This is a genomic window from Flavobacterium sp. Root186, from assembly GCF_001428525.1.
GTDB lineage: Bacteria > Bacteroidota > Bacteroidia > Flavobacteriales > Flavobacteriaceae > Flavobacterium.
This window is the reverse complement of the sequence record NZ_LMHW01000010.1, coordinates 241,414-267,584: the sequence shown is the minus strand read 5'-3', so window position 1 is coordinate 267,584 and position 26,171 is coordinate 241,414. Positions and strand designations below refer to the sequence as shown.

At 32.7% G+C, this 26,171-nt stretch carries 24 protein-coding genes; 13 read left to right on the top strand and 11 right to left on the bottom strand.

Annotated elements, in window-relative coordinates:
* From ASD98_RS04850 to ASD98_RS04830, 5 genes are all read left to right on the top strand, one after another.
* Entirely contained in the window at positions 1–615 is a 615-nt protein-coding gene (locus tag ASD98_RS04850) for an FMN-binding negative transcriptional regulator (protein ID WP_056200943.1), read from the top strand.
* 84 nt (positions 616–699) lie between these two features.
* Positions 700–1,806: a glycosyltransferase gene (locus tag ASD98_RS04845; RefSeq protein WP_056200941.1), complete on the top strand. Its 1,107-nt coding sequence runs from the start codon at positions 700–702 to the stop codon at positions 1,804–1,806.
* On the top strand, positions 1,797–2,348 hold the full coding sequence (locus ASD98_RS04840; RefSeq protein WP_056200936.1) for an RNA polymerase sigma factor: 552 nt from the start codon (positions 1,797–1,799) through the stop codon (positions 2,346–2,348). The genes ASD98_RS04845 and ASD98_RS04840 overlap by 10 nt, the downstream gene beginning before the upstream one ends.
* Before the next feature lie 156 nt (positions 2,349–2,504).
* Complete coding sequence (locus ASD98_RS04835) at positions 2,505–3,335, top strand: energy transducer TonB (RefSeq protein ID WP_056200935.1); 831 nt, start codon at positions 2,505–2,507, stop codon at positions 3,333–3,335.
* Positions 3,336–3,512: 177 nt separating this feature from the next.
* Positions 3,513–3,893: a PH domain-containing protein gene (locus tag ASD98_RS04830; protein ID WP_012022332.1), complete on the top strand. Its 381-nt coding sequence runs from the start codon at positions 3,513–3,515 to the stop codon at positions 3,891–3,893.
* Positions 3,894–3,952: 59 nt separating this feature from the next.
* Here ASD98_RS04830 and ASD98_RS04825 read toward each other — a convergent pair whose 3' ends face one another.
* A complete protein-coding gene (locus ASD98_RS04825; RefSeq protein ID WP_056200934.1) occupies positions 3,953–4,825 on the bottom strand; it encodes a M48 family metalloprotease in 873 nt (290 codons plus the stop codon).
* A gap of 330 nt (positions 4,826–5,155) precedes the next feature.
* Between ASD98_RS04825 and lipA the strand changes: the two genes are divergently transcribed.
* From lipA to ASD98_RS04810, 3 genes are all read left to right on the top strand, one after another.
* On the top strand, positions 5,156–6,022 hold the full coding sequence (gene lipA, locus ASD98_RS04820) for a lipoyl synthase (protein WP_053472411.1): 867 nt from the start codon (positions 5,156–5,158) through the stop codon (positions 6,020–6,022).
* 73 nt (positions 6,023–6,095) lie between these two features.
* Positions 6,096–7,094, top strand: a complete 999-nt coding sequence (gene gap / locus ASD98_RS04815; protein WP_056200929.1) for a type I glyceraldehyde-3-phosphate dehydrogenase — start codon at positions 6,096–6,098, stop codon at positions 7,092–7,094.
* A 27-nt stretch (positions 7,095–7,121) separates the two neighbouring features.
* A complete protein-coding gene (locus ASD98_RS04810; protein WP_056200927.1) occupies positions 7,122–9,293 on the top strand; it encodes an ATP-binding protein in 2,172 nt (723 codons plus the stop codon).
* A gap of 28 nt (positions 9,294–9,321) precedes the next feature.
* Here the strand turns inward: ASD98_RS04810 and lpxK are convergent, their stop codons facing one another.
* Positions 9,322–10,344 (bottom strand): tetraacyldisaccharide 4'-kinase, encoded by a 1,023-nt coding sequence (gene lpxK / locus ASD98_RS04805; RefSeq protein WP_056200923.1) that lies wholly within the window; start codon positions 10,342–10,344, stop codon positions 9,322–9,324.
* Positions 10,345–10,463: 119 nt separating this feature from the next.
* Here lpxK and ASD98_RS04800 point away from each other — a divergent pair, with 119 nt between their 5' ends.
* From ASD98_RS04800 to rluF, 5 genes are all read left to right on the top strand, one after another.
* On the top strand, positions 10,464–11,558 hold the full coding sequence (locus ASD98_RS04800) for a Nif3-like dinuclear metal center hexameric protein (protein ID WP_056200921.1): 1,095 nt from the start codon (positions 10,464–10,466) through the stop codon (positions 11,556–11,558).
* A 3-nt stretch (positions 11,559–11,561) separates the two neighbouring features.
* Positions 11,562–12,341 carry a zinc ribbon domain-containing protein gene (locus tag ASD98_RS04795; protein ID WP_056200919.1) on the top strand — a complete coding sequence of 260 codons (780 nt, stop codon included), beginning with the start codon at positions 11,562–11,564 and terminating at the stop codon, positions 12,339–12,341.
* A gap of 179 nt (positions 12,342–12,520) precedes the next feature.
* The gene (locus ASD98_RS04790) at positions 12,521–13,378 is read left to right on the top strand and encodes an alpha/beta fold hydrolase (protein ID WP_056200916.1); all 858 of its coding nucleotides are present in this window, start codon (positions 12,521–12,523) and stop codon (positions 13,376–13,378) included.
* A 94-nt stretch (positions 13,379–13,472) separates the two neighbouring features.
* Complete coding sequence (locus ASD98_RS04785; protein ID WP_056200913.1) at positions 13,473–13,820, top strand: antibiotic biosynthesis monooxygenase; 348 nt, start codon at positions 13,473–13,475, stop codon at positions 13,818–13,820.
* A gap of 145 nt (positions 13,821–13,965) precedes the next feature.
* Positions 13,966–14,793 carry a 23S rRNA pseudouridine(2604) synthase RluF gene (rluF, locus tag ASD98_RS04780; protein WP_056200910.1) on the top strand — a complete coding sequence of 276 codons (828 nt, stop codon included), beginning with the start codon at positions 13,966–13,968 and terminating at the stop codon, positions 14,791–14,793.
* A gap of 40 nt (positions 14,794–14,833) precedes the next feature.
* On the opposite strand, the gene ASD98_RS04775 is transcribed toward rluF, so the two are convergent.
* From ASD98_RS04775 to ASD98_RS04735, 9 genes are all read right to left on the bottom strand, one after another.
* The gene (locus ASD98_RS04775; protein WP_056200908.1) at positions 14,834–16,225 is read right to left on the bottom strand and encodes a DUF4173 domain-containing protein; all 1,392 of its coding nucleotides are present in this window, start codon (positions 16,223–16,225) and stop codon (positions 14,834–14,836) included.
* Between the two features lie 59 nt (positions 16,226–16,284).
* On the bottom strand, positions 16,285–16,575 hold the full coding sequence (locus ASD98_RS04770; RefSeq protein WP_053472423.1) for a transcriptional regulator: 291 nt from the start codon (positions 16,573–16,575) through the stop codon (positions 16,285–16,287).
* A 4-nt stretch (positions 16,576–16,579) separates the two neighbouring features.
* Positions 16,580–17,194 (bottom strand): hypothetical protein, encoded by a 615-nt coding sequence (locus tag ASD98_RS04765; protein WP_056200905.1) that lies wholly within the window; start codon positions 17,192–17,194, stop codon positions 16,580–16,582.
* A 515-nt stretch (positions 17,195–17,709) separates the two neighbouring features.
* Entirely contained in the window at positions 17,710–18,636 is a 927-nt protein-coding gene (locus ASD98_RS04760; protein WP_056200902.1) for a magnesium transporter CorA family protein, read from the bottom strand.
* Positions 18,637–18,859: 223 nt separating this feature from the next.
* Positions 18,860–19,744 carry a bifunctional 5,10-methylenetetrahydrofolate dehydrogenase/5,10-methenyltetrahydrofolate cyclohydrolase gene (locus ASD98_RS04755; RefSeq protein WP_056200898.1) on the bottom strand — a complete coding sequence of 295 codons (885 nt, stop codon included), beginning with the start codon at positions 19,742–19,744 and terminating at the stop codon, positions 18,860–18,862.
* Positions 19,745–19,879: 135 nt separating this feature from the next.
* Positions 19,880–21,232, bottom strand: a complete 1,353-nt coding sequence (ffh, locus tag ASD98_RS04750) for a signal recognition particle protein (RefSeq protein WP_056200896.1) — start codon at positions 21,230–21,232, stop codon at positions 19,880–19,882.
* 293 nt (positions 21,233–21,525) lie between these two features.
* Positions 21,526–23,208 (bottom strand): MBOAT family protein, encoded by a 1,683-nt coding sequence (locus ASD98_RS04745; protein WP_056200892.1) that lies wholly within the window; start codon positions 23,206–23,208, stop codon positions 21,526–21,528.
* Position 23,209: 1 nt separating this feature from the next.
* Positions 23,210–24,628, bottom strand: coding sequence for a GDSL-type esterase/lipase family protein (locus ASD98_RS04740; protein ID WP_056200888.1), 1,419 nt, complete (start codon positions 24,626–24,628; stop codon positions 23,210–23,212).
* Positions 24,621–26,102: an SGNH/GDSL hydrolase family protein gene (locus ASD98_RS04735; RefSeq protein WP_056200885.1), complete on the bottom strand. Its 1,482-nt coding sequence runs from the start codon at positions 26,100–26,102 to the stop codon at positions 24,621–24,623. Before ASD98_RS04735 ends, ASD98_RS04740 begins: the two co-directional genes overlap by 8 nt.
* Positions 26,103–26,171 lie beyond the last annotated feature (69 nt).

The window sequence follows — 26,171 nt, the reverse complement described above, 5'->3', positions numbered from 1 at the left end:
ATGTACACACCTGAACTATATAAAGATGAAGATCCGGAATCAATCAAAACTTTTTTAAAAGAGAATAGTTTTGGAATTCTGATCAATCAGACTAACGGAAAATTATGTGCAACTCATATTCCGATAGAATTGGAAATTAATGCTGATGGAAAAGAAATTCTTCAGGGGCATATCTCAAAACTGAATCCGCAAGCTGAAGGTTTTGCAGAAAATGATCAGGTTTTGGCTGTATTTACAGGACCGCATAGTTACATTTCATCTTCTTGGTACGATCATGAAAATGTTCCAACCTGGAATTATATAGCTGTACATGTTTACGGAAGAATTAAGATTGTAGATTACAGCTCAACTGTAGAACAGCTAAAAAAGCTTGTTGACAAATACGAGGCAGATTCTGAAAATCCTGTTCGTGTTGAAAATTTATCTGAAAAAATCATGCGTGAAGCCAGAGGAATCTTTGGTTTTGAAATAGAAATTGATGAAATTCAGGCTACCCGAAAACTGTCTCAAAACCGAGATGATCACAATTATAAAAATATAATTTCAGAACTGGAAAAAACAGAAAACCCTCAGTCTATTGCTATTGCAAAAGAAATGTCAAAGTGCCGAAAGTAAATTGATATTAAACATTGAAAATTAGGAATTCATAACTACCTTTGTTCTCGCAAAATTTGAAACATTAACAGACATTAAAACCATATGCTTATAATTTTACTTTACTTTTTTATTGCTATTGTTTTTATTCAACTTTTCTATTATTTAGGAATTTTTGGGAAATTTGCTTTTGCTAAACCTCAGGATATTACCCCAAAAAATATTCCGGTTTCTGTTATTGTCTGTGCAAAAAATGAAGAAGAAAACGTAAAGAAATTTATCCCGTTATTGGCAGAACAAAATTATCCTGACTTTGAAATTGTATTAATTGACGATGCATCAAGTGATGAAACGCTTGAAGTTTTTGAAGAATTTGAGCAAAAATATTCGAACATTCGCCTGGTTAAAGTTGAAAATAATGAAGCTTTTTGGGGAAATAAAAAATACGCTTTAACCTTAGGAATCAAAGCAGCAAAAAAAGAATACTTACTTTTTACAGATGCAGATTGTTATCCAACTTCAAAAGATTGGATTACATCAATGACGTCACAATTTACTACAGAGAAAACTATTGTTTTGGGTTACGGAGGTTATGAAAAAATAGAAAATTCTTTATTGAATAAAATTATTCGCTTTGAAACAATTTTAACCGCTGTTCAATATTTTTCCTGGGCAAAAGCAGGACTTCCATATATGGGAGTTGGGCGAAATTTAGCTTATAAAAAAGATGAATTTTTTAACGTAAATGGTTTTATTGATCATATTCAGGTTCGTTCGGGCGATGATGATTTATTTATCAATCAGGCTGCCAACAAATTGAATACAACAATATCGCATACAGCTGAAAGTTTTACGTATTCAAAACCAAAAGAATCTTATAAAGACTGGTTTACACAAAAAAGAAGACACGTTTCTACGGCTGAACATTATAAGTTTTTTGATAAATTTCAATTAGGACTTTTCTTTTTTTCACAATTATTTTTCTTTTTATCAGTTATAATTTTGCTGGCTTTTCAATTTCAATGGATTACTGTTGTAGCAATTTTAGCAACACGTTATACTGTGGTTTGGACTGTAATTGGTTTTTCTGCAGGAAAACTTAAAGAAAACGATATTAAAATTTGGTTTCCAGTATTAGAAATTGTGCTTATTATAACACAAATTAATATCTTTATAACTAATATTTTTTCAAAACCTGTATATTGGAAATAAATTCTAAAATAGAAAAAGCAAAAAAAGGTGACCAGGTCGCCTTTACTTTTTTATTAGATTATTTCTGGAATGAAGTTTATGGCTTTATGCTTAAACGTACAGAAAACGAAACCACTGCAGAAGACATTACTATTGAAACTTTCTCAAAAGCTTTTGATAAAATAGGATCTTATAATCCCGAATTTCAGTTTAACACTTGGTTAATTGCCATTGCAAAAAACGTTTATATTGATTTATTACGTAAAAAGAAAACGAATCTTTTTATAGAAATCACTGATACTGAAGACCAACAGGCATACAATATTGCCGACACTACGCCATCTGCAGAAGATGCTTTAATTAAAGAGCAAAACCTCTCCCGTTTGCTTTTATGCATCAAAGAATTAAAACCCCATTATCAGGAAGTAATACACCTTCGTTACTTTCAGGAAATGTCCTATCAGGAAATTGCTGACAAAATTAATGAGCCTCTAAGCAACGTAAAAGTAAAATTACTTCGTGCTAAAAAATTACTGGCAGAAATTATCGAACGTAACAGATAATTTATTATCTTTAGAAAAAGAATAAGATATAATCATATTTTTTCTTAAAAAAATAATTTATTCACACACTAAAACAACAACTTCTACGTTGTTTGCTTAAACCCAATTCACTATCGCGTATGATTTAAAGTTACTTAACCTTAAAATCCAAAAATCATGACTAAATTAAGCATCTATGAAAACAAGTGGATCGATCTTGTTTTCGAAAACAAAAACAAAGAATACGGAGCGTACCAATTACGCCAGGAAAATTCTAAAACAACAGTTACGGCATTATTTATGGCCTTGTTGTTAATAACAGCCTTAGGAAGTTTGTCGATGTTGCTTAATAAATTTAGAACACATAAAAATATTCCAGAGCCTACTGTAATTTCTTGTCCGATTACACCAATTGTACTTCCGAACATTGTAAAACCAAAAACGACTCAACCTATTGCCCCTCCAGTGCAATCAACCGCACCGGCAGCACCAATAACGTCAAGTCAATTAACAAATCCGGTTATAGTACCTACAGATCAGGCAACACAAACTATCGCAGCTAACGTGGACAACACTCCTCATGTAGACAATGCAGTAGGAACAGATGGACCTGGTACAAATGTATTACCTGGAAATACTGGCGGAGAAATAGGAGATCCACCTCTTGTTGATAATGGAACTAATATTATAACTACGAAAGATCTTGACAAATTACCAGAGTTCCCTGGAGGAATTAAAAAGTTTTACACTTATGTTGGAAATAACTTTACAAAACCAGAATTGGATGCAGAGAAAACATTACGTGTATATATTTCATTTGTAATCGAAAAAGACGGTACAATGACTGACATTATTGTTAAAAACGATCCAGGATACGGAATGGGAAAAGAAGCTGTTAGAGTTTTAAAATCATTAAAAACAAAATGGGCTCCGGGTATATTAGCTGGAAAACCGGTTCGTACGGCGTACAATCTTCCAATAACAATACAAACAGGACAAACTGAATAAAAAATAAAATATAGAAAAAGAAAAGCAGAATTTAGGTTCTGCTTTTTTTATGGCTAAAAATAAACTTCAGCTTAATTTTTCTTAATCTCTTAATGGTTAGAAACTTTTTTATTCTGCATTTTACTTATTTTTACAAGATATTTCAAAGACAATTAATCAACTTTTAAAAACAATATAATGGGAATATTTTCAGCTCTTATGGGCAATGCCGGTACAGTAAGTCAGGAAGATTTGCTTAAAAAATACGGTCAGCTTTTGACAGATAACGAAGAAATTGAAATGGGATTCAAACTTATTCGTGATACTTTTATCTTCACAAATAAAAGATTAATCTTGGTTGACGTTCAGGGATTAACAGGAAGCAAAACTGAATATAAATCTATTGCTTACAAAAGCATTACTCGTTTTAGTGTAGAAACTGCGGGAACATTTGACCTTGATGCAGAATTGAAAATCTGGGTTTCTAGTGAATTAAATCCTAGTATTGTAAAACAATTTAATAAATCTGTAAACGTATACGATGTTCAAAAAGTTTTGGCACATCATGTTTTAGGTTAATTTATAAAACAAAAAAAACGGCAAATCTAAGATTTGCCGTTTTTACATTATATCAAAAACTATTTTTTCTTTGTTGCAGCTTTCTTTGTAGTCGTTTTTTTCGTTGTCTTTTTAACTACCGGAACTGTATTATCAATTTTTTGCTGAACGTATGGCTTATAAACTCCATCTTTTTCAGCTCTTGCTTTTGCATCATCCGCTCTTTTCTTAGAATCAGGATGTGAACTCATCATTTGATCAATAAATGAAGCTTCTGCTCCTTCACTCATTTTAGCTAAAATTCTAAAAGCAGATTCTTCGGCATTTACATTATAACCGTTTTTCTTTAAGAAATTATAAGAATATAAATCAGCTTCTGTTTCTTGTTTACGACTGTGTTTACTATCGATTAAAGCACTTCCAATTTTTCCTAACTGGCTGTCTGTTACTGCTGATATTTTAGTAGATTGTGATGATGCACCATCAATTAACGCTTCTTTTTGGTAAGCCGCACGCATTGCGTCTCTTGAATCATTATTAGCAACGTGGCCAATTTCGTGACCAATTACAGCTAATAATTCGTTATCATCCATAATATCCATTAATCCTGAATATACACGAACACTTCCGTCAGCGGTTGCAAAGGCATTTACTTCTTTTACTTTATATACTTTATAATTTAAAGTAAAACCATCACCTGCCGTATGTTTTCCAAAAACTCTGTTTAATCGCAAAGTATAACCATCGTTTGGTCCTGCTACTTGATTGATAGAATCTAATTTTCTAACCGCTTCCTTAGACAATGCTGCAGCATCTGCATTTGTCAATGTAAAAGCCGTTACACCTTTTTGAACTGCTCCTATCGCTTTTTCTCCAAAATTAATCTGTGCATTTATTTTTGTAAAACCAAAAGCGGCAAACAAAATACTTAATGCGATAATTTTCTTTTTCATGTCTAATTCAATTTACAATTTAACACCAAATGTATTACAAATAAAACTTCAAAATAAATTCTTTTAAGTTTATTTTATAACAATTAAAGATATAAAAATTAAACAAGTAATAATCAATCAACTATGAATATTAATATGTGAAGTTTTAAAATGCACATAAAAAACACAATATAAAACAGTTTTACCTCACAAAAATCAGTTTTTTAACTTCATGTCAAAATAATCTTCAATTGGACAGATAAAAGACAAAAGTTGAGGTCTTCAAAATAACCTTCAAACAAATCATCAAATAAACAACATTCCGTATCTTTGTATTCAGATTTATGATATATGGAAACAGTCATTGAAAACATACCGCCTGCAAAACCGAAATGGTTAAAGGTAAAATTACCAATTGGACAAAAATATACTGAACTACGTGGTTTAGTTGACAAATACAGCTTAAATACTATCTGCACCTCTGGAAGCTGCCCAAATATGGGAGAATGCTGGGGAGAAGGAACAGCAACTTTCATGATTTTAGGAAATGTCTGCACCCGTTCCTGCGGTTTTTGCGGTGTTAAAACCGGACGCCCGGAAACGGTAGATTGGGACGAACCCGAAAAAGTAGCCCGCTCTATAAAAATCATGAATATTAAACACGCTGTAATTACAAGTGTTGACAGAGATGATTTAAAAGACGGAGGTTCTATCATTTGGATTGAAACTGTAAAAGCAATCCGTAGAATGAACCCAAACACTACTCTTGAAACTTTGATTCCGGACTTTCAGGGAATTGAAAGAAATATTGACAGAATTGTTGAAGCAAATCCTGAAGTAGTTTCTCATAATGTTGAAACCGTTCGTCGTTTAACACGCGAAGTTCGTATTCAGGCAAAATATGATCGTAGTTTGGAAGTTTTACGCTATTTGAAAGAAAAAGGAATAAACAGAACCAAATCCGGAATCATGCTTGGTCTTGGCGAAACTGAAGAAGAAGTTTACCAGACAATGAGAGATTTACGCAACGCAAATGTTGATGTTGTTACTATTGGCCAATACCTGCAGCCAAGTAAAAAGCATTTGCCTGTAAAGGAATTTATTACTCCTGAATTATTTGCCAAATATGAAAAATTTGGTCTTGAATTAGGATTCCGTCATGTAGAAAGCGGACCGCTTGTTCGTTCTTCATACAAAGCACAAAAACATATTTTATAAAAAGTTTACTTGTTTAATCGTTTAATTGTCAAACCGATTAAACGGTTAAACAAGTAAACAAATAAACAAAACATTGAAAACAAGAATTGCTATTAATGGTTTTGGAAGAATTGGAAGAAATTTATTCCGCCTTCTTATAAATCATCCTGAAATTGAAGTTGTTGCAATTAATGATATTGCAGATAATAAAACAATGTCGCATTTAATAAAATACGATAGTATACATGGAGTTCTGCCTTTTGTTGTAAGTTATGATGAAACAGGAATTATTGTAAACGAGAAACATTTTTTATTTTTTCACGAAAAAAGCATTTCAAATTTAGACTGGAAAAGCCATTCGATAGATTTTGTAATTGAATCGACCGGAAAGTATAAAACGCATGAAGAATTAAATGCACATATTGAAGCCGGAGCAAAAAAAGTGATACTTTCTGCACCATCAGAAGTTGATACTATTAAAACAGTAGTTCTTGGAGTTAATGAAAATATATTAGACGGAACAGAAAATATCGTTTCAAATGCAAGCTGTACAACAAATAATGCCGCTCCGATGATAAAAATCATTGAAGAATTGTGCGGAATTGAGCAAGCATACATTACAACTATACATTCTTTTACCACAGATCAAAGTCTTCACGACCAGCCGCATAAGGATTTACGCCGCGCGCGAGGTGCAAGTCAGTCAATTGTTCCAACAACTACAGGTGCAGCTAAGGCATTAACAAAAATTTTTCCTAAATTGCATGAGAAAATTGGAGGCTGCGGCATTCGTGTTCCGGTTCCCGATGGTTCATTGACAGATATAACGTTCAATGTTAAACGTGCTGTTACTATTGAAGAAATTAACATTGCATTTCAAAAAGCCTCAAAAACAAATTTAAAAGGAATACTAGATTACACAGAAGATCCTATCGTTTCTGTTGATATAATTGGCAATACACATTCGTGTTTATTCGACGCACAATTAACTTCTGTCATTGACAAAATGGTTAAAGTTGTGGGTTGGTATGATAATGAAATTGGCTATTCATCAAGATTAATTGATTTGATTTTACTGATAAGGAAAACATAAGAATTCATTGTAAATGCACTGCCATACATGAAGTACTATCTTTTATCTGTTGTTTGTTTATTTAATTCATTTTTGTATTCTCAAACCAAACAGAATACAGATAGTATTTCCTATTACAATAAACTGGCAAATAAAAAACTTAATAGTAAAGAGTACAATGAGGCTGTTTTTTACACTAAAAAATCAATTGATTTTTGTGAGACCAATAACATCCCTGAAAATTTAGCCAACCAAACTTTTAAACTTGGAAAAATTTACTACAACCAGCGGAAGTATGACGAAGCGTTAAAAAACTTTCACAAAAGTGTTTCTTCATTTGACAGTGTAAAACCAAATTGCACTAAAATCTTAGCATTACAATATATTGGTGCTGTAAATACCGCAAAAGGTGACTACAAAACCGCTGATATTTATTATGCAAAAGCTCAAAAACTTTTGAAACAACTGGGCATTGTTGATAGCTCTGAAATTTTAGACTATCAAAAAGCAATTGCATTTAAAACAAATAAAAATTTTTATCAAGCGACCAAAACTTTTCGCAAAATTATCAGAAAACCAGATAATCCATTGATCTTAGAAACCAAAAGTGATTCTTATTATCAACTTGGATTAATTGAGGCACAGCTTAAACGGAATGATTCTGCTATGATTTATTTTGAAAAAGCGCTTGATTATACTGAGAAAACAAATAACCTAACGCAAAAATCAAAAATAACTTTAGCGATAAGTCAATACTATAAACAAAACAAAAATTTTGATTTAGCTTATTCTTACTTAGATGAACATTATCAATTAGAAAATTATATTCTAAAATTAAAAAACGCAAAAATAGATTTTAATGAATTTCAAAAATTCAAAAAAAATCAGAATTTAAACAACACGCTTAAGCGGGAAAGCGAAGAAAAAATCCAGCTAAAAACATATCGATATTCTAAATTAGTCAGTATTTTGGCGATTGCATTAATTTCGATTTTATCTCTTTTGAGTTTGGCTTTATATAAAAACAACATTATTCGTAATCAGAATAATTTACTTTTAAGAGAGAAAAACAAAGAACTTATCCTGGCAAAAAACAAAGCCGAAAAAGCTTCAAAAGCAAGATCGGAGTTTTTATCGACTGTAAGTCACGAACTGCGGACACCTTTAAATGCAATTAACGGAATCACACATTTACTTCTTGAAGATAATCCGAAAAAAGCACAGTTAAAATACTTAGAATCACTAAAATTCTCCGGAAATTATCTTACTACATTTATAAACGAAATTCTTGAAATTAATAAAATTGATTCCACTAAAGTTGAAATTGAAAATATTAGTTTTAATTTAAAAGAATTGCTTTTCAACATTCAAAGCTCCTTAAAAGAATTGGCAACGGCTAATAAAAACTATTTCAATCTTGAAATAGACGATGCTATTCCAGACAACTTAATTGGCGACCCAACCAAATTATCTCAAATTATATTAAACCTAATTAACAACGCTTTAAAATTTACTCAAAACGGTAATGTAAATGTAATTGCTAAATTATTTGCACAGGAAGATGAAAATGCAACCGTTTATTTTGAGATAGTTGATACCGGAATTGGCATTCCCGAAGACAAACTGCAAACCGTTTTTGAAAGTTTTTCTCAAGGTTCTATTGAAGTGAATCGAAAATACGGCGGCACAGGATTAGGTCTTACTATTGTTAAAAAGTTAATCGAGCTTTTAGGTGGTGAAATCAAACTAAAAAGTGAAGTTGGCAAAGGATCAACTTTTACTTTCAAATTAAATTTTAAAATTAATAACGAACCTTTGGAAGCTGTTACAGAAGAAAAACCATACAACGACAAACAATTAAAACACAAGTCAATTTTACTGATTGAAGACAACAAAATCAATCAAATGATTACGCGTAAAATGCTTGAAAATAAAATGATTAGCTGTGAAATTATCGATAATGGCGAAGAAGCGGTTGAACTATTAAAAGTAAAACGTTTTGATATGATTTTAATGGATGTTCATTTGCCTGGAATTAACGGAACCACCGCAACACAGCAAATAAGAGACTTCGATAAAACAACTCCAATTATTGCCCTGACTGCTATTTCGCTTGACGAAAACAGAGATATGCTTTTATCTTTTGGAATGAACGATGTAATTACAAAACCTTTTGTTCCTGACGAATTTTACAGTACAATTGCTAGGTTTTTTGATTGATTTTTTTAGGTTCTAAGTTACTGAGATACTAAGGTTCTAAGTTTTCTTTTATATACTGTAAAATTGAAACGTCAAAATTTTGCTGGTGATTGATAAATGTGCTTTTTATTGGCAGATAATACAATTGAGAAACCAATTTTGAATCTTTTAAACGAACATAATCTTTCTCGGTTGTAATAATTTTTCTTCCGCTGGCTTTATTTAGAATTGAATCTAAATCGGCTTCAGAAAAATGATGATGGTCCGGAAAAGTCAAACATTCATCATTTTCATTTTTCAAATGATCAAAAAATGGTTTTGGTTTTGCAATTCCTGCTAAAAGAAGTTTTGATTCTGATTTAATTTCGCCAACAGTAATTTTTTCATTTTCACCATAAATTACAGTATCATAATCTATGAAAGTAAAAAAGATGTGCTGTGAACAGCTTAATTTTAATTTCAATCTAATTCCGGCTTGTTTTTCTTCCGATAGATTATTTGGGCATTTAGTAACCACAACAATATTTGCTCTGTTAGCCCCGCTTCGGCTTTCTCTTAAATTTCCTGTTGGCAGTATAAAATCATCTGCATATAAATCTCCGTAAGAAGTTAACAAAATATAAAACCCAGCTTTTACTTTTCGGTGCTGGTAAGCATCATCCAATAAAATTACCTGTGGTTTATTTTTTTGCGAAAGTAATTGTGTAATTCCGTTTGTTCGATTGGCATCAACTGCAACCTGAACATTTGGAAATTTTTGGTAAAATTGAAAAGGTTCATCGCCCAAAATTTCAGCATTTGAAGCTGCATCTGCCAAAACAAAACCTTCCGATTTTCTTTTATAACCGCGACTTAAAGTTGCCACGTTATATTTATCCGATAATAAACGAATCAAATATTCAATTTGCGGAGTTTTACCAGTTCCGCCTACGCTTAAATTTCCAACTGCAATAACCGGAATATCAAAAGATGTTGATTTTAAAATTCCTTTATCAAAAAGAAAATTGCGAATACTCGTAATGAATCCGTATAAAATGGCAAATGGGAAAAGTATTTTTCGAAGTAAGTTCATTTTACGAAAGTATAATTTTTTTCGTTAATTTGTTTTAGGTTTAATAGTTGAAAAACTTCAAACCTGACTCGAGGCTGAAAGCCGAACTGATGAAGTAAACAAAAAACTTGAAACAAAAAATGAAAATCAAAGACATCATAACCGTACTAGAAGAAATGGCTCCTCTTGCCTATGCAGAAGATTTTGACAATGTTGGACTTTTAGTTGGAAATCCGGAAAACGAAAGTTCCGGAGTTTTAGTTTGTCATGATGCGTTAGAAAATGTAATCGAAGAAGCAATAACTAAAAATTGCAATCTCGTAATTTGCTTTCATCCTATTTTATTTTCCGGAATTAAAAAAATTACCGGCAAAAACTATGTCGAGCGTGCTATTTTAAAAGCAATTAAAAATGATATTGCTATTTATGCCGTTCATACCGCTTTAGACAATCATTCGCATGGAGTTAATAACATTTTCTGTAATGCTTTAGGCTTAATAAATACCAAAATTTTAATTCCAAAACAGCAATTTCTACAAAAATTAGTTACTTACACCGTTCCTGAAAATGCTGAAAAAGTTCGAAATGCTATGTTTGAAGCCGGTGCCGGAACAATTGGAAATTATGACAACTGCAGTTTTAATTCTGAAGGCTTTTTTACTTTTAAAGGAAATGAAAAAAGCAATCCAACAATTGGAGAAAAAGGAAAATTACATACCGGCACAGAAATAAAAATCGAAGTAATTTTTGAGAAACATTTACAATCTAAAATTTTAAAAGCGCTTTTAACGAATCACATCTATGAAGAAGTGGCTTATGAAATCTACGATCTTCAAAATTCGCATCAAAATATTGGTTTAGGAATGATTGGGGAATTGGAGAATGAAATGGATGAAAAAGAGTTTCTTCATTACGTAAAAGAAATTATGATTGCGCGCGGCATTCGTCATTCTGCCTTTACAGGAAAAAAAGTAAAAAAAGTAGCTGTTCTGGGAGGTTCGGGAAGCTTCGCCATAAAAAATGCAATTCAGGCTGGAGCCGATGCTTTTTTAACTGCTGATTTAAAGTATCATCAGTTCTATGAGGCAGAAAACAAGTTACTTTTGGCCGATATTGGTCATTTTGAGAGTGAACGCTATACAAAAAACTATATTGTTGATTATCTTCGAAAAAAAATTCTTAATTTTGCGATCATTTTATCGGAAGAAAATACAAATCCAGTTAAGTACTTATAGAATATGACGAATACGAAAGAATTAAGTGTTGAGGACAAGTTAAGAGCAATATATGATTTACAGCTTATTGACTCTAGAATTGACGAAATCAGAAACGTTAGAGGAGAACTTCCTTTAGAGGTTGAAGATTTAGAAGATGAAGTTGCAGGTTTGAGCACTCGTTCAGAGAAACTGAAAAGTGAACTTGAAGTGATTGAGGAGCAAATCAAAGCAAAGAAAATTGCTATTGAGGAGCATAAAGAGGTTATCAAGAAATACACAAAACAACAAGAATCAGTTCGTAACAACAGAGAATTTAATTCTTTGACAAAAGAAGTTGAATTTCAGGAATTAGAAATTCAATTGGCTGAAAAGCAAATCAAAGAAATGAAAGCTTCTATCGAGCACAAAAAAGAAGTTATTTCTAATTTAAAAGAAAAACTTGATGCTAAAAGCTCTCATTTAAAACATAAAAAATCTGAATTAGATGCTATTATGGCTGAAACTCAAAAAGAAGAAATCTTCTTATCTGAGAAATCAGCTGAATTTTCAGCTCAAATCGAAGACAGATTATTAGCTGCTTACAACAGAATCAGAAGCAGTGTTCGTAACGGATTAGCTGTAGTTTCTATCGAAAGAGGTGCCTCTGCAGGATCTTTCTTTACGATTCCGCCACAAACTCAGGTAGAAATCGCTTCAAGAAAAAAAATCATTACTGATGAGCACTCTGGAAGAATTTTAGTTGACACTCAATTAGCTGAAGAAGAAAAAGAAAAAATGGAACAATTGTTCTCAAAATTCTAAATAAACGGTCCCGATTTAATCGGGACTTTTTTTTGCAATTATTTTTGCCACAGATTAAAATGATTTACACAGATTGAACCATCTCAAGATTATGATATTAAATCATTTTAATCTGTGGCAAAACATTTTTAGCAAGTTTCGAATCATATTTTTACCTTTACTAAAATAAAATTTAAGTTTTGGGAATTAAAAAAGGTATTCGTTTTATTACATTAAAATCAGTTGGATCTTATATTAACTTTTTGAGTTATGTGCGTCCGCAAAAAGCTCTTGAACTTTCTTATGCACTTTTTAGCCAGCCTAGAATTGGAAGGCTGCAAAAAGAAACACTTCCAAAAGTTTTAAGAAATACAGAAACAGAAACTTTTCATCATAACGAACATCATTTTCAAACCTATATCTGGAAAGGAAATGAAACCAAAATTTTACTGGTTCACGGCTGGGAGAGTAATGCTTCGCGCTGGAAAAAAACACTGCCACATCTTCAAAAATCCGGAAGTACCATTATCGCTATTGATGCTCCCGCACACGGACAAAGCAGCGGAAGAGAATTTAATGTTCCGTTATATGCAGAATTCATCAATAAAGCAGTTGAAAAATATCAGCCTGAAATTATTATTGGACATTCTATTGGCGGTGCTGCCTGTGTTTATCATCAGTATTTATTTCCTAATACGAGTATAAACAAAATGGTTATTCTTGGCGCTCCTTCAGATTTAAAAACTTTGATTGATAATTACATTTCAATGCTGAGTCTGAACACCAAAATGCTGCCTCTTTTAGAAAGTAAATTCATAAATCGCTTCAACTTTAAACTAGAAGATTTTTCAGGACAAAAATTTGCATCTCAATTTACTATTCCTGGTTTTATTGCGCATGATACTTCAGATAAAATCGTTGCTTTTGAAGAAGGAAAAAAAATAGCAAGCAATTGGAAAAACAGTCAATTTATTGAAACCAAAGGCTTGGGTCACGGAATGCATGACGATGAATTGTATCAAAAGGTAATTGAGTTTCTTTTTGAAGGTTCAAAGTAACAAAGGCTCAAAGGGGCAAAGAGTTTTTATAGGTTCTGAGCTGCTAAGGTTCTAAGTTTTTTCTAAAATCTGAAATCTAAAATCCATAATTAAAATGATAGCCGTAATTTTTGAAGTTATTCCTAATGAAGGAAAAAGAGAAGAATATCTTGATATCGCTGCAAGTCTGCGACCTGAATTAGACCATATTGAAGGGTTTATTTCCATAGAACGATTTCAGAGTTTTACTGATCCCGGGAAAGTTTTGTCTTTATCTTTTTGGAAAGACGAAGAAAGTATTCAACAGTGGAGAAATCTGGAAATGCATCGCGCTGCACAGGCGAAAGGAAGAAACGAAGTTTTTAAAGATTATCATTTAAGAATCGCCACTGTTGTTCGTGACTATGGAATGTTCGAAAGAAAAGAAACTCCAGAAGATAGTTCGATTTTTCATGACTCTTAAAAAGGTTCAAAGGTACAGAGGTTCATAGGAACAAAGTATTTTTTAGGTTCTGAGTTGCCAAGGTTCTAAGTTTTGCTTATCAAAATCTAAAATTCTAAGAAGTCTAACAATCTAAGAAGTCCTAAATTTTAGCTACTTTTGCAGTATGGAAGAAAATCTTAAACGTCTTAATAAATTTATTGGAGAAACGGGTTATTGTTCTCGTCGTGAAGCCGATAAATTAATTGAAGAAGGACGTGTAACAATAAATGGCGCTGTGCCGGAAATGGGAACCAAAGTTTCGCCAGATGATGAAGTACGCATAGACGGAAAATTAATCGTGGAAAAGCACGAAAAAATGATTTATTTGGCTTTCAACAAACCTGTTGGAATCGAATGTACCACCAACTTAGAAGTTCGAAATAATATTGTGGATTATATTAATTATCCGAAACGTATTTTTCCTATCGGAAGATTGGATAAAGCCAGTGAAGGATTGATTTTTATGACCAATGACGGTGATATCGTAAATAAGATTTTACGTGCCAGAAACAATCACGAAAAAGAATATACTGTTACGGTAAACAAACCAATTACAGATCGTTTTATACAACGAATGGGAAATGGTGTCCCGATTTTGGATACTGTTACCAAAAAATGTAAAGTAGAGCAAATCAGCAAATACACTTTTAAAATAATTCTGACTCAGGGTTTAAATAGACAAATTAGAAGAATGTCTGAATATTTGGGTTATGAAGTAACGGCGCTTAAACGTATCCGAATTATTAATATTTCTTTGGATGTTCCGGTTGGGCGTTACCGCGATTTAACCGATGCTGAAATTAAAGAATTAAATCAGTTAATTGAGCCTTCGAGCAAAACGGAAGAAGCAAGTTTCCCTAAAGTTGAAACTCCTAGTCAAAGTTCTAATCGAAGAACAACATTTATTTCAAAACATGATCCCCGATTTAGAAAAAGAGGTGATAACAATTAAATAAAAGTCCCATTTGAAATTACAAATGGGACTTTTATTTTTATTTATTCTTATTATCTAAAAATTCATAATACAAAGCTTTTGATAAAAAGTTGGCGTTTTGATAATTCGAAATCAGTTCTTCTCTTACCGCTTCTGGATATTTTCCGTCTAAATTATTTTTTAAAAAATATTCTCTTCGTGTATCATCATTAAAGTTTAATCCGCTTAAAAATTTTGGCTCTACACCTTTATTGACAGAAATATTATAGTTAGTAATCAGATTACCCCAGTTTACAAAACTGCATATTAATATTGTGGCATAGAAATACCAAACCATTTGATTTACTAAATAAGCATTTGTTTTTTGTTTCGTAATCTTCAGGAAAGAATAAACTAAACCAATAATAGCCAGAATTAAAAATGCATAAACTCCGAGACGTTTATATGTTAAGCCGTAAAAAGAAACGTATTCTGAGTTTTTAATAATTGCACTAATAATTAAAGTTACGTTTAATACAATCCACACTTTCGCTAGTCTTTTTAATGTGGTGGCTTTTTCATCAAAATTAAAACCGCCTTTAAAGTAAAATAAGATTACGCCAACAGCCATTAAAATTGAGAATATTACTGCATTTACACGCTCGTGTGTATCTGAGCTTAAGTTTGTTTTTTCTACTACTTCAAAAAACTGTTCGTAATTGTATGTTCCTATGAAAATTAACAGCATAACATTTAGAAGAAGCAACGTTATTACTCCGCTCTTTCTTTCAAAATCCAAATCTAAAAATGAGAATGTACTTTGATTTTTTACTTCAGAGATATTCGTAAATTCATTATCCAGTTTTGGGTTGAACTGATAAGAAATATCCGGAACCCAGTAATTCCAAAAACTGAACGAGATATAAAATCCTAAAATACACATAGCAATTAATTGAGGCAGATTAATATCTAATGTATAATCGGTGAATAAGGAAGAGAAATGATTGCTGCCGAAAGAATAAACAATAAAAAATAATCCAAGAAATATTAACGGAATGATTACAAACGCTACTAGTTTCTTAGCAAAGTCATTGTGTATTTTTCGTTCAGGAAGCCATTGGCTAAACATAAAAACACGTCCTACTGTAGTGATTCCGTTTAGGAATATTAAGGGAAAAATCTGCACGATTTTAAGTTCTCCATCCTGTGTTTTAAATTGTAAAAACAGAATCGATAATGCTAAAGCAAAAAACGAAGCGGCGTCTCCATACCACGCAAAGGCGAAACAAGACAAAATAGAAGTCATTACCAAAACTAAATGAGATCTATTGACAAACTTTTCCTGAAAGAAATAACTAATTAACAGAGTAAGTATTACTCCAAAAATAGAAATATTGATTCCCACAGATTCATTGTAAAAAAGCAGTATAAAAACCGCTGTACAAGCTAAAATAATTTGATGTTTTTTCATGATTTTAATTTTTAAAAGTACTTTGTAATTCAAAGTTTTTAGGTAAAAAAATATAGTTATTAGGATTTCATTAATTTTTCGAGATAAGAAAGATGTTCTTTGAACGCTGCGCGGCCAAGCGGCGTTACCTGATAAGATGTTTTTGGCTTTTTACCAACAAATTCTTTCTTAACTTCAATATATTCAGATTTCTCCAACGCCGAAGAATGACTTGCTAAATTACCATCGGTAATATTTAAAAGCGTTTTCATCTCGGTAAAGTCTACCCAGTCGTTAACCATCAGAACGGACATAATACCCAATCTGACACGGCTTTCAAAATCTTTATTTAGTTTATCAATAATTCCCATTGGGTTATTTGTATTTTTTGAACATCACCAATCCATACACGATATGCAGGATACCAAATCCTAAGATCCAAAATAGTAAACCATATCCAATATAAAAAAGTGAAATACATCCTAGCAAAAGTTCAGAAAATCCTAAATATTTTATATCTGAAAATGTATATTTTTCGGCATTTATAACGGCTAGTCCGTAAAATAGTAAAGTAGACGGTGCAACTAAACCGTAATATCCATGATATATTAAAGCCAGACAAAATATTCCTCCTGCTGCAAGTGGAACTGCCAGATTAAACAACATATTTTTTGTGGCAGAGGTCCAAATTGGCAAATTATATTTTTTGCTTTTTCTAACGGTAAAAAAAGTTCCGAATACAAATGCACAAACTAAAATTATTACGCCAATCCAAATTAATTCTGAAACCAAGCTTCCAGACAATAAAATATGTTCGTCAGTAAAATATTCGATACCATTTACTTTAAAGAGCTGATAAACATACAATCCGCCTATTAATGCCGAAAGTCCCGCGAAAACTCCTGAAAGTCCGCTTAACGATATAAATCTTGAAGAACGCTCCATCATGGAACGAATATGTGCTAAATCTTCTTGGTGCTTTTGATTCATAATTAAAGTACTTTGCGTTACAAAGTTATTATTTATTTTGAATTGACAAATAAAAAAATGCATTTTTATTTTAATTATTTGTAAGTGTAAAAATGAATTACGTTGCGTAGGTATGAAATGTGTAATCCCTACGGGATATTTTATCACGGGGATATCAACTATTATGCTACCGATATATAACTCCTAACGGAGTATCTCGGAGAGATTAAATATCGGTAGATAAAAACATATGTCACGAATTTTGCCCCATAGGGACTACACATTTAATTGATCCTGAAATTATACCTACAAGGTTTTGGAAACCTTGCAGGAACGGGAGTTGTCGCTACCTTAGAGTGCGTGAGGGATAGGAGCTGGCTACCGAAGTAGCGCGGATAGCCCGACCGTCTCGTTGCAAAAGGGTGCATAACCATAAAGCATATTGCCCTTTTGCAACGAGACGGTCCCGCCCAATGTATAAAAACGAAAAAGCCTATTCGTAATGAACAGGCTATATATTATTGTGAAATTTCAAATTAAAACCATCTTCTTCTTTTGAATAAAAAGACTCCGAAAGTCGATAAGATAACGGAGACTAACAGCAGAATCCAGATTCCATATTTACTTTCTTCCAGTCCGTTTGGCACGTTCATTCCGTACAAACTGGCTATTAGGGTTGGTATCATTAAGATAATTGAAATTGAAGTCATCTGCTTCATGATATTATTCATATTATTCGAAATTACAGAAGCATAAGCATCCATCATTCCGGTTAAGATGTTGCTATAAATATTGGCTGTATCCTGCGCCTGGCTTAATTCGATTTCGACATCTTCCAGCAAATCTAAATCATAGTTTGCTTTATGGGCTTTTAGATTTTTAATGCGCTGAAACAAAACATCATTTGCTTTTAATGAGGTAATAAAGAAAACCAAACATTTCTCGATTTGAAGTAATGCCTGCAATTCTTCATTCTTGATGGATTTCTCTAAATTATCCTCTGCCAGTTTTATTTTTTGATTGACTTGTTTTAGGTATTTTAGATACCAAACGCTTGATGACAGAAGCAATCTTAAAACCCAGTCAAAATTGTCTTTAACCTGAATGTTTTTGCGTCGTGAATACAGCATAAAATCATGTATAATTTCTGTTTTATAAAAAGTGATGGTTACACAAATGTCATCTTTAAAAATTACGCCTAGCGGAATGGTTTGAAAAGGGAGTTTAATGTCATTACTTTTTATGGGAACACGCATGATAATCAACGTCCAGCCGTCTTCGATCTCAATACGAGGTCTTTCGTCGATATCTTCAATATCATTGTAAAAAGCTTCGGGAATTTGAAGCTCTTCTAATAAATATTTTTTTTCTGTTTCTGATGGATCTTCAATATTAATCCAGGAGTTTGGAGTCCATTTTGGCATTTCTAATAATCCGTTGTTGTTTGTGTAAAAGGCTTTCATTTCAAAATACAGGGTTTTAACGCAGCATTTTGAAAGATTTCAAAAGCTGCTTTTAATTTAATACTAACGAATAATAATCGTCCATTTGGAGAAGTGTTTTTTAAGTGTGGCAAAAGTATCCTTTATTTTTAAGAACCAAAACTTTAAAGTATTAATTATATATTAAAAACAACAAAGCCCGTTCAAATGAACAGGCTTTGTATTATTATTTGAAATGATTTATTTATTTTTTTGCACTTCTCATTTTGCGTGCTAAAAGTGTATTTTTAAGCAGCATTGCAATTGTCATTGGTCCTACTCCACCAGGAACTGGCGTTATGAATGATGCTTTTTTGCTTACTCCGTCAAAATCTACGTCACCTTTTATAACATAACCTTTTGGGTTTGATGCATCATCTACGCGAGTAATTCCAACGTCGATGATCGTTACTCCCTCTTTTACCATATCAGCTTTTAAAAATTCTGGAACTCCTAAAGCTGTGATAATGATATCGGCATTTTTAGTGTATTCTTCTAAGTTTTTAGTACGGCTGTGTGTCAACGTAACTGTTGAATCTCCAGGGTTTCCTTTACGGCTCATTAAGATACTCATTGGTCGTCCTACGATGTGGCTTCTTCCAATTACAACAGTATGTTTTCCTGCAGTTTCTACTTTGTAACGCTCTAACAATTCCATAATTCCGAATGGTGTTGCCGGAATGAAACTTTCCATTTCAAGAGCCATTCTACCAAAGTTTGTTGGGTGAAATCCGTCTACATCTTTATCTGGATCGATTGCTAATAAAATTTTCTGCTCGTCGATATGTTTTGGCAACGGCAATTGAACGATATATCCGTCAAGGTTATCGTCTTCGTTTAGCTCTTTAATTTTAGCAAGCAGCTCGTCTTCGGTAATAGTTTCCGGAAGACTTACTAAAGTTGAATCAAATCCGATTTCCTGACATGATTTTACTTTACTTCCTACGTAAGTTAAACTTGCTCCGTTTGTTCCAACTAAAACAGCAGCTAAATGAGGTACTTTTCCTCCGGCTGCTTTTATCGATTGAACTTCGGCTGCAATTTCGTTTTTAATGTCGTTAGATGTTTTTTTACCGTCTAGTAGCTGCATTGTTTTTGTTTCTGGTTTAAAGTTTTTTTGTTTCAGGTTTCACGTTGAAACGAAACTCATATTTATTTTATCGAAAAAAGTTTCAAATTTCAGTCTCATAACTTGAAACCTGAAACTTGAAACTTTTTAATTTTATTATCTCGGCATTCCTCCTGGCATTCCTTTCATGCCTCCCATCATTTTCATCAGATTTTTTCCGCCTGGCCCCTGCATCATTTTCATCATCTTGCTCATTTGGTCAAACTGCTTCATTAACTGATTTACCTGCTCGACTTTCGTTCCGGAACCTTTTGCGATTCTGGCTTTTCTTTTTACGTCGATTATGGCCGGTTTGCTTCTTTCGATTGGCGTCATCGAGTGAATGATTGCTTCAATATGTTTAAAAGCATCATCTTCTATTTCTACATCTTTCATGGCTTTTGAAGCTCCTGGTATCATTCCTACCAAGTCTTTCATATTACCCATTTTCTTTACTTGCTGAATCTGCGTTAAGAAGTCATCAAAACCAAATTCGTTTTTCGCGATTTTCTTTTGAAGTTTTCTGGCTTCTTCTTCATCAAATTGTTCCTGAGCTCTTTCCACAAGCGACACAACGTCTCCCATACCAAGAATACGCTCAGCCATACGATCTGGATAGAAAACATCAATTGCTTCCATCTTCTCTCCCGTACCTACAAATTTGATTGGTTTATTTACAACCGATTTAATCGAGATTGCTGCTCCACCACGAGTATCACCATCTAATTTCGTTAAGATAACTCCATCAAAATTTAAGATATCGTTGAAAGCTTTTGCTGTATTTACTGCGTCTTGTCCCGTCATAGAGTCGACAACAAACAATGTTTCCTGAGGCTGAATTGCTTTGTGAACTCGTGCAATTTCATCCATCATTTCTTTGTCTACTGCCAAACGACCTGCAGTATCGACAATAACTACATTATAACCGTTTGCTTTTGCGTGTTTAATTGCGTTTTGAGCAATTTCAACAGGGTTTTTATTTTCTGGTTCGGAGTAAACCTCAACACCTATTTGATCTCCAACAACATGAAGCTGATTGATCGCCGCCGGACGGTAGATATCACACGCTACAAGAAGTGGTTTTTTATTTTTCTTAGTTTTTAAGAAGTTGGCTAATTTTCCTGAGAAAGTAGTTTTACCAGAACCTTGAAGTCCAGACATTAAAATAACGCTTGGATTTCCAGACAGGTTAATTCCGGCAACATCACCTCCCATTAATTCTGTCAGCTCATCTTTTACCAGCTTCACCAATAATTGTCCTGGCTGAAGCGTTGTTAAAACGTCCTGACCAATTGCTTTTTCTTTTACTTTAGTTGTAAAATCTTTAGCAATTTTAAAGTTAACGTCGGCATCAAGTAAGGCACGACGAACTTCTTTTAAGGTATCGGCAACGTTTACTTCTGTAATTTTACCGTGTCCTTTTAATATATGGAACGCTTTATCTAACTTATCACTTAAATTATCAAACATACTATTTTCTTTATTTGAAGTGCAAAGATAATCTAATTAGATATTTTAGGCAATTTTTATTTAAATGCATTTAACCGCAAAGTGCGCAAAAGTTTACGCAAAGTTCGCTATGTTTTTTGCTCGCAAAGTCGCGAAGTCGCAAAGTTTTTTTCTTTCTCGCAGATTTAGCAGATCGGCAGATTATTTCTTAAGATTAAGTGTGAAAAAATCAGCTATATCTTCTAAATCTGAGAGAAACAAAAAGCGCAAAGAATAAAACCTTTGCGCCTTTGTGTCTTGTCCCTTTGAACCTTTTAAAATTGAAAATATATAAACGGCTGTGAACCGGCTACCGCTGTTGCGTAAACGATCCAGTAAACGAAACCCAGAATTATTGCTTTTATTAACAATGGTGTTTTATCGAAAACCCATTTCATCTTGTCTGTGATAACTTCTGGTAAGAAATGCCAAACGTATCCGAACAACATTAATAAAAATACATTTTTATATCCTAAAACTATGGCTTTCCAATTTTGTGGTTCGAAAGTTAACTGACCAATATTATTGATTACCTGCAATGCTGTTTCGAAATCTCTGGCTCTGAAAAAGATCCAGCAGAAAACTACAAAATGGAACGTGATTAAGATGGAGAAAAATCTCCATAAAAAATTACTTTTTCCGTCTTTTTTAGAAGGAAAGAATTCAAGGAAAATTTTGTGAACCGCTAAAGCTAATCCGTGTAAAGCTCCCCAAACTATAAATTGCGCTCCGGCTCCGTGCCACAATCCGCCTAAAAGCATTGTGGTAAAAAGGTTTAGATTGGTTACTAAAGTTTGTTTTCTTTTATTCGAAAGCAGAAATGACAAACAAAAAAGTGCAATCGAAATTGATGCAATAATCAATGGAATTATGCTGGTATTGTAACTTGTAATTCCCCAAAGCAATAATCCGAAGAAAAATAAACTTGGGAATAAAAATCCGGCAAATGAACCTTGTCTGTTTCCTCCTATCGAAATGTATAAGAAATCTTTTAACCAGGTTGATAACGAAATATGCCATCTTCTCCAAAAATCTGTAATCGAAGTTGATTTATATGGTGTTCTAAAGTTGGCTGGTAATTTGAATCCTAGTAACAAAGCGATTCCGATTGCCATATCTGAATATCCTGAGAAATCGCAATAAATTTGAATGGCATATCCGTAAGATGCCATTAAGTTTTCGAACGAAGTATAAGTCAGCGGTGTATCAAAAACACGATCGACAAAGTTCACTGAAATATAATTTGAAATTACCGTTTTCTTAATTAATCCGCCAATAATCAAAAACAAAGCGTTGTTTACATCTTGTTTTGTAAGGTTTAATTTCTGGTAAATCTGCGGCAGAAAATCTTTTGCGCGCACAATTGGTCCGGCAACTAACTGCGGGAAAAACGAAACGAAAAACAAGTATTCGATATAGTTTTTTGTTGGTTTAATTTCTTCACGATAAATTTCGATAATGTAACTCATCGATTGGAAAGTATAAAACGAAATTCCGACTGGAAGGAAAATGTCATGAAATTTAAAATGTCCATTGAACATATCATTGTATGTTCCAATCATAAAATTCATGTACTTGAAATACCCCAGTAATCCTAAATTCAGAATCACACTTATTACAAGATATATTTTCTTGGTTGTGTCTTTCGTTTCTTTATAGATGATTTGGCTCAAGCCATAATCTACAACTGAAGAAAGTAATAGTAATAAAAAGTAAATTCCGCTTGACTTGTAATAAAAGAAAAGCGAGAAGAGAATAACATACGTTAATCTTAAGTAAAATGTTTTGCGTAAAAAGCCGTACACAAAATAAAAAACAAGAAATAATCCTAAGAATAAACCTGTATTAAATAATAGTTTTTCGTCTGGATTATAAATAAACCAGCTTTTAACTTGTTCTATTGTTATTGCACCAAAATTTTGAATGAACCAATTATTGATGTTATCTATTGTTATCAACTTACTTTTTTAATTTAAAATTATCGTATGCTTTTAAAAATGCCTCTGAAAACAAATTTCCTTGTTTTTCGTATCCTTTTTTAGAATAATGAACCCAATCAGGTCCAATTAATTTTGCCGATTTTAGATTTCGAATTCCTTCCATTCCTCCAAATTCATCGTATAAATCCCAAACTGCAAAACCATCTGTCTGTGCTATTTCGATAATTTGTTTGGTGTATTCGTGAATAAACGTATTTGGTCTTTTTCTCAGCAGAGACGGCGGCGGCGTCATAACAATTATCGGAACATTTATATTCTGCGCTTTTATATTGCTTATAAACTCTCTTAATTGTTTAATGTAATTTCCCGATTCCAGTTTTTCGTAACTTTCATTTGTTCCGAGTGAAAATACCAGCATATCCGGATGTAAAGCTTTTAACTGTTCAAAAAACAATGGATATTTATTATAATCTGAATATTTTGCTCCATTTACTCCAATGCCGCTATAGATTAATCCCGGCGCATCTTTTTCTAAAACAATTCCGTTTAGTTCAAATTTTGAAGCTTTTTTATTCGGAATCAAATAAATCTTATCTAAAGCTTTTTCTGAATTATAATAATGCGAATAGGAATCAGATTCCATATTTAAAGAAACATATTCGGATGTTTTTATGTTTCTGGACTGCGTTTCGTTTGTTGGAATTTTCAATATTCTTCCTGCACGAATGTTATTTGATTTTAGCGAATTTGCTCTTTTTATTTCAGCAATCGAAACGTTATATTTATCTGCAATTACAGAAATCGCTTCTCCTTTTTTAATTTTATGTTTAATTATTTTTGGTTCTGCTGTTTCAATAAATTTTGTTTGAGATGCTGTTGACAAATCAAACATGTCTTCATTTTGTGGAGTTATTATTTTTATTGAATTAAATTTATACGACGGATCTTTAATATTCAATTCTAAAACAAATCCGCCAGCATCTCTCCAAAGTCCGATACCGCTTAAACCGACAGGATAATTTCTAACCGGATATATATTTCGATACGTTTCCCAGACTCTGTTACAACGAAAACGCTCATTATAAGACCCATTTGTTTTAGCCAATTGATACGGGAAAACTAATCCACGGCCGGCATTACCAAATTTTCTCTGTAGATTTTTCCTGATTTCATTGGTCATTAAATCTCCCTGAATGTGAGAATCTCCAATATGAACAATATTTATTTTTTGATTGTTATCGCTTTCATTGTCTTTTAATTTCTTAAAAAAACTTTCTAAAACTGTCGTATTATAAATATTATTTCCGTTGAAAGATTCAACTGTTGTTGAATCGACTTTACTAACCATATTTTTAGTTATTGGAGGTGAAACTGGATTTTGCGGTTTATCATTTGTTGAGAAAAACAGACAACAAAAGAAAATAATAAGTTTATTCATTTACGCTATCTTTTTCTACAGAGACGGAATCTGCTTTGGGTTTTCTAATCGCTTTAGGTCTAACGCCTGTTTCACGTTTTTGACGTAAAATTTTATATTGTTCGTATCCGTTATTTAACTGACTGTATAACAAATTACCAATTGCTTTTGCGCCTCTTTGGTTAAAGTGTGTGTAATCTTTATTGGCTTTTGCCGGAGATTCATCTACCCATTTTACCATCGATCCGTCGCCGCCCATCAAGGTATATAAATTTACAAATCCTGATTCGGTTTCTAAAGCGTATTTTTTCTGTGCTTTCATTAATGGAACAACTGCAGAATCTGTTTTCATTTCTAAATCATATTTAGTCGATTTATCTGCTGTTGAAACAATTAAAATAGAAACTCCCGGAAATGATTCTTTTATTTTATTTACAGTTTTTGTCATTCCTTTTTCATACCAAAAATAGTTTTTGGTACCGTAATTCAATACGTTAGTTCCGTAATGAAGGACGATTAAATCGTATTTCAGATTATTGTCAAAAGCCTGCATCACACTGGCATCAAACATAGAAATTGGCAATCCTGAATTTCCTCGTTGAGAGAAATTATCAACGTGAACACCAATGCCATTGTCAAAATTAAATCCATAAATTGGAATAGAATCGGCGTGAATAAAGTTTGCTTTGAAAGCTTTTATACTTCCCGAAGTAACTTTTAAAGTGTTTACTAAGTTATTTGGGGAAAGGCTTTTTTTCAATGTATCTTTTCCAATAATGAAATTTACGTTTCCTCTTTTAGATGCTCTTCCATAAAACAAGGTTGGATTATCTAAAGTCGTTGTATGTTTAGGAAGACCTGCTTCATACTGAACCCAGGTTGGGTTTATCTGGTCATTTGCAAAAAACACGTGCCCGTTTACACCAAAAGGACTTGCCGGTCTTTTTACATTTAAGTACGATTGTGTTTTCCAGTTTTTAGAATAGGTAGATTTAACTGAACCTCTTGACGCTGCAGATTCTGAAGTTATGGATACGAAACCAACTCCGTTTCCGCCAAAGCGATCCTGATAATTGTTACGCACATCCTGTACAATTAAATCTCCATCGGTCATAGAATCTCCGTAATAAGCGATTCTAACATGCCTTTGCGGATTCTGCTCTAATTGATATAATTTTTCGTAAAAAGAAATCAGATATTGATATCCTTTGTAATTATCGAAGGTTTCAGATGGAAATTCGATTCCTTCAGAAGCATCGTAAACAATTTTCTGCTGACCTAATTTACGCTCGCTTTCTTCGATGCTGTCGCTTTTTAAGGACAATGAATCTTTCGCTACTGACTCCAGAAGCAGGCTGTCTATAAGTACATTTTTGGAATCTACTTTACTATCAGAAAATATTTTATCTGGTAAGATTTGTTTAAAACCAATAAAAGCAACAAATGCTAATGCTACGATTGCGAAAGATTGAAAGAAATATGACTTAGTATTCACTTAATAAATAAAATTTAAAAGAAATAATTACGAAAATTAAAAATTGTTGTAAAATTCCTATTAATTCGT